Source organism: Nocardia sp. NPDC051787 (assembly GCF_040681325.1).
GTDB lineage: Bacteria > Actinomycetota > Actinomycetes > Mycobacteriales > Mycobacteriaceae > Nocardia.
Window position 1 is genome coordinate 44951 of record NZ_JBFAYO010000043.1, and the last position, 3733, is coordinate 48683.

General features: G+C 64.5%; 6 protein-coding genes. All 6 read right to left on the reverse strand.

Going from position 1 to position 3733, the window contains the following annotated elements:
* Nucleotides 1-239: 239 nt before the first annotated feature.
* The 6 genes from AB0M45_RS30920 to AB0M45_RS30945 all read right to left on the reverse strand — a co-directional run bounded on the left by AB0M45_RS30920 (nucleotide 240) and on the right by AB0M45_RS30945 (nucleotide 3320).
* Entirely contained in the window at nucleotides 240-521 is a 282-nt protein-coding gene (locus AB0M45_RS30920) for a hypothetical protein (protein ID WP_364336454.1), read from the reverse strand.
* A gap of 116 nt (nucleotides 522-637) precedes the next feature.
* On the reverse strand, nucleotides 638-790 hold the full coding sequence (locus tag AB0M45_RS30925; protein ID WP_364336456.1) for a hypothetical protein: 153 nt from the start codon (nucleotides 788-790) through the stop codon (nucleotides 638-640).
* Nucleotides 787-969 carry a hypothetical protein gene (locus AB0M45_RS30930; protein ID WP_364336458.1) on the reverse strand — a complete coding sequence of 61 codons (183 nt, stop codon included), beginning with the start codon at nucleotides 967-969 and terminating at the stop codon, nucleotides 787-789. Before AB0M45_RS30930 ends, AB0M45_RS30925 begins: the two co-directional genes overlap by 4 nt.
* Nucleotides 969-1094, reverse strand: coding sequence for a hypothetical protein (locus tag AB0M45_RS30935; protein WP_364336460.1), 126 nt, complete (start codon nucleotides 1092-1094; stop codon nucleotides 969-971). The genes AB0M45_RS30930 and AB0M45_RS30935 overlap by 1 nt, the downstream gene beginning before the upstream one ends.
* 38 nt (nucleotides 1095-1132) lie before the next feature.
* The gene (locus AB0M45_RS30940) at nucleotides 1133-2137 is read right to left on the reverse strand and encodes an IS481 family transposase (protein ID WP_364336462.1); all 1005 of its coding nucleotides are present in this window, start codon (nucleotides 2135-2137) and stop codon (nucleotides 1133-1135) included.
* The gene (locus AB0M45_RS30945) at nucleotides 2127-3320 is read right to left on the reverse strand and encodes a Cmx/CmrA family chloramphenicol efflux MFS transporter (RefSeq protein ID WP_364336464.1); all 1194 of its coding nucleotides are present in this window, start codon (nucleotides 3318-3320) and stop codon (nucleotides 2127-2129) included. Before AB0M45_RS30945 ends, AB0M45_RS30940 begins: the two co-directional genes overlap by 11 nt.
* Nucleotides 3321-3733 lie beyond the last annotated feature (413 nt).

A 3733-nucleotide genomic window follows, 5' to 3' on the forward strand; every position in this document is an offset into this window, starting at 1 on the left:
CTCGTTCCGATCACGGGGCCCGGCCCACAGCTGAGTGGCGTTGCACTGCCAGGGCAACGCCACTCACCAAATCTGGCCGTCGTTTCAGGCGGAAGACATGCGGAGCAAGTTGTTTCGGCGGCGGGTCAGCTGGGTGCGTTGACGTTGTCGAGTGCCGTGCGAACGCGGGTCGGTCGATCTCGCCACCAGGTTTGCTTGTTCTGGGGTCGGCGAGTTCGTAGGTGTCGAGATGAGCCTGGTCAACCGTCGAACTCGAGCTGTTCCCAGGCCAGCGCTGTTCGCCAGCCTTCGCGCCGGAATGCCCAGTCCTGGACGGCATTCACCACGGTGTCGAATGCGGGCGAGAACACGCTGTCACATGGCGTGTCGTCGCTGATGGTGGCGCGAAAATGGGCATCTGGTCCGCCGTCCCGGAATTCGACGATATAGCCGTGCCTTTGATTCGGATCCACTTGTTCGTCGAGGTGAACCTGGATGTAGTAGTCGCCGGGTTGGGGGCTGTCGAACCGGTCGACGATCACGAACGGCACGCTCAGGTTCATGTCCGCGAGGATGTCGTGCAGCTGCGTCTCGGATGGATTCTCCGTCTGTCGCTTCCCGTTGTCACCGTTCGCGGGTGGCCTAGGTGGGCTTCGGATCAGGCCGCGAGGGGCCCGGCTGTGATCGCCCGTCCGTCGCCGGTGGTCACGGTGCCGTAGGAGCGGATTTCGACCGGCCATCCGTCCGGGCCGACGACAGACCATGTGCCGTCGTCGGATTGCAGGAAACCCAGGTGGTGGTCGTCGGTCATGCGCACACCACCGACCCGTAGGCGAGAGCAGTCATGTACTGCTCGCATTCACCGTGGCCGGAGTGCGCGGTCAGGATGTAGCGGGCATGCTCCATACCTTCGACGGCTGGGGTCGAGGTGCAGTCGGCAATGGTGATCTCCCAGCGGGCCCGCGTTTCTGCTGTTGCTACGGCGATCATCAGACGTCCCTCGCAGGCTTCATGCGTCCGGCCTCGGTCAGCACGCGGATCGCGGCGCTCTTCGCGGCGCAGGAAATCGCGTCACAGTCGATGTGCTCCTGCGTGATCCAGTGCGCCTCGTCCACCGGATAGGGGCGTGCCGGGGCGGCGTGTGGATCATGGACTAGGTGTAGGAGGCCGTGACGTTGGTGACGCCGGTCGGGAGGCGGCTGGCTGGTGGCCGGTTTTCGGCGGCCGAATGTGGTCGATGGTAGTTGTAGTGGATGTTCCAGATCCCGAGTGCCTGGGTGCGGTGGGTTTCGCTGGTCCATTGGCGGGCGTAGAGAAATTCCTCGGCCAGGATCCTGTTGTAGCGCTCGACCTTGCCGTTGTGGCGAGGCGTGTAAGGAGTGATTCGCTGATGCCGGGCGCCGAGGAGCACCTTCGCGAAATCTCGTGCCCGGTAACATGATCCGTTGTCCGTGACGATCCGGTCGATCCGGTCGATGCCGTGCGCGGCGAAGAACGCTCTGGCCCGGAATACGAACCCGATAGCGGTGGCGGCTTTCTCATCGGGTAGCGCTTCGGTGTAGGCCAAACGTGAGAAGCCGTCGACCGCGGTGTGCAGGAACACGTACCCGAGGCGGCTGCCGCGGGTTTTGGTGCGGGCAACCGCTTTGGCGTGATCGGATCCTCTGCCGTGGGTTCGCCAGCCGCCGCCATCGGGGATGCGGCCCACCTTCTTGATGTCCACGTGGACCATGTGTCCTGGTCGACGAGCGATGATGCGGCGTGGCTGCCGGTTGGATTCACCGTTGGGATCGAGGAATCGGCGCCGGTTCAGCCCGAGCCGGGCCAAGTGCCGGCTGACGGTACGCACCGACACCGACACCGACAACCCCTCGGCGGCGAGTTCGGTGGAGATGCGCTGCGCGGACCATTTGCGTTCCCGCCGCAACTGCTCGATTCGAACGATGGCCTGTGCGGTGATCGCGGTGGGCTGGCGCTGCGGCACCGACGACCGATCGAGCAAACCGAGCTCCCCATACCTGCGAAATCGGTTGACCCACTTGCTCGCACACTGGCGAGAGATACCCATCTCGGCGGCGACGTGAGCGATTGGGCGAGCCCGGCATCGCTCGACCAATCGCCGCCGACCTTCCACCGACAGCGGTGCGTTAGCGTGCATCGGCGCGCATCTGCTCGACCGGGCTCGCGATGCGCCGACGGTGCCCCGTCATAACTACGCCTACCGCAGCGGTCGTGAAGACGGCGCTGCACCACCACGCCGTGGCAGGGTGATCGGTGTAATCGACGGCCAGACCGGCGGTGACTGGCCCGAGAACCGCCCCTATGTTGAAGGCGGTGGTCGCCAAGGCGCCAGCGATGCGCGGTGCGGTCGGCGCGGCGGTCTGCACAATCGTCGCGATCAACGTCGACCCGACACCAAACGCGACCGCACCGGCCACCACCGACATGACCATCACCGCGATCAGCGTGTGCGCGGTCAGCGCGGCCAGAAGCCAGACCCCTACGAACACAACCGTTCCGGCTGTGATGATCCTTCGGCGATGGCTGTCGCTGTAGCGGCCGGTGAGCGTGACACCGGCGAACGATCCGATACCGAACAAGGCCAGCACGAGCGGAACCCACCGGGCACCTCCGGAGGCGCCGACCGTGATTGTGCCGAGGTAGGTGAACCCGGCGAATGTGGCGGCGTTGACCAGGACTCCGGCCACGACGGCGACCTGAACTGGCCGCTGGCGCACCACCGACCATTCACGCCGCATCGACGGTGCTTGCCCGTCCGGCTGATCACCGTCACGCACGTCGCGACCGAGCATCACCCACACCGGCACGAGCACTGCTGCGCTGATAACGGCAACGGCCCAGAACGTCGAACGCCATCCCCACACCTGCCCCAGCAGGGTGCCTGCGGGAACACCGGCGATGCACGCGACCGTCACCCCGGACACCACCACAGAAGTCGCACGACCGATTACCGCCGGGCCGACCAACCTCGGCAGCGCGGCCAATACGATCGCCAAGAACCCGGCATTGGCGACCGCCGCGACCACGCGAGTCACAAGCAACACCCCGAACCCGGTCGCGACAGCGCCAACGACATGAGCGGCACAGAACAACCCCAAGAACGCAGCTACCGAATACCTGACCGGCAACCGGCCCGCCGCCATCGCCATCACCGGCGCACCCAACACCATGCCGGCCGCGAACAGCGAGGTCAGCAAACCTGCAGTACCGAGCGAAACACCAACATCGCCCGGAATCTGCTCCAGCAATCCCGACACCATGAATTCGGACGTGCCCTGCGCGAACACCGCAACAGCCAGCACGAATACCACAACGGGCATAAGAGAAAACTCCCCGGAAACAAGGGCGCCACCGTCACAACGACGACACCCGAGATGGTTGCAGAATCGAGCGATCCATCACCCGACAGTAAGAAGCGACATCATCCGGCGTTGCGAGATACCCAAACACCACCGGTCGCTAGGCGACCCGCGGGAACCACACTCACAACGCCGCCCGGCACACAGGCCGAGCGGCTACCGTCTGGACGCCTCCGGAGAACTCACGCCGCCACCCTAACAACTCACCCGCCTCAAACCGAAGCGGTGACTACAACGTCATGACCCACAACAACTAGACGAGTAAGTCCGAACGCCTGTCAGTGAGGAGCCGGAAAGCTTTCGGACAGCGAGTTTTTGGTTTCCTCAAGCTGCCTTGTTCCGTTCGAACCATTCGGACTCTACCTCGTTCGGTG

Coding starts and splice junctions, on each gene's coding strand:
- AB0M45_RS30925 (WP_364336456.1), bottom strand. CDS start 790: ATGACCGACGACCACCACCTGGGTTTCCTGCAATCCGACGACGGCACA.
- AB0M45_RS30930 (WP_364336458.1), bottom strand. CDS start 969: ATGATCGCCGTAGCAACAGCAGAAACGCGGGCCCGCTGGGAGATCACC.
- AB0M45_RS30940 (WP_364336462.1), bottom strand. CDS start 2,137: ATGCACGCTAACGCACCGCTGTCGGTGGAAGGTCGGCGGCGATTGGTC.
- AB0M45_RS30945 (WP_364336464.1), bottom strand. CDS start 3,320: ATGCCCGTTGTGGTATTCGTGCTGGCTGTTGCGGTGTTCGCGCAGGGC.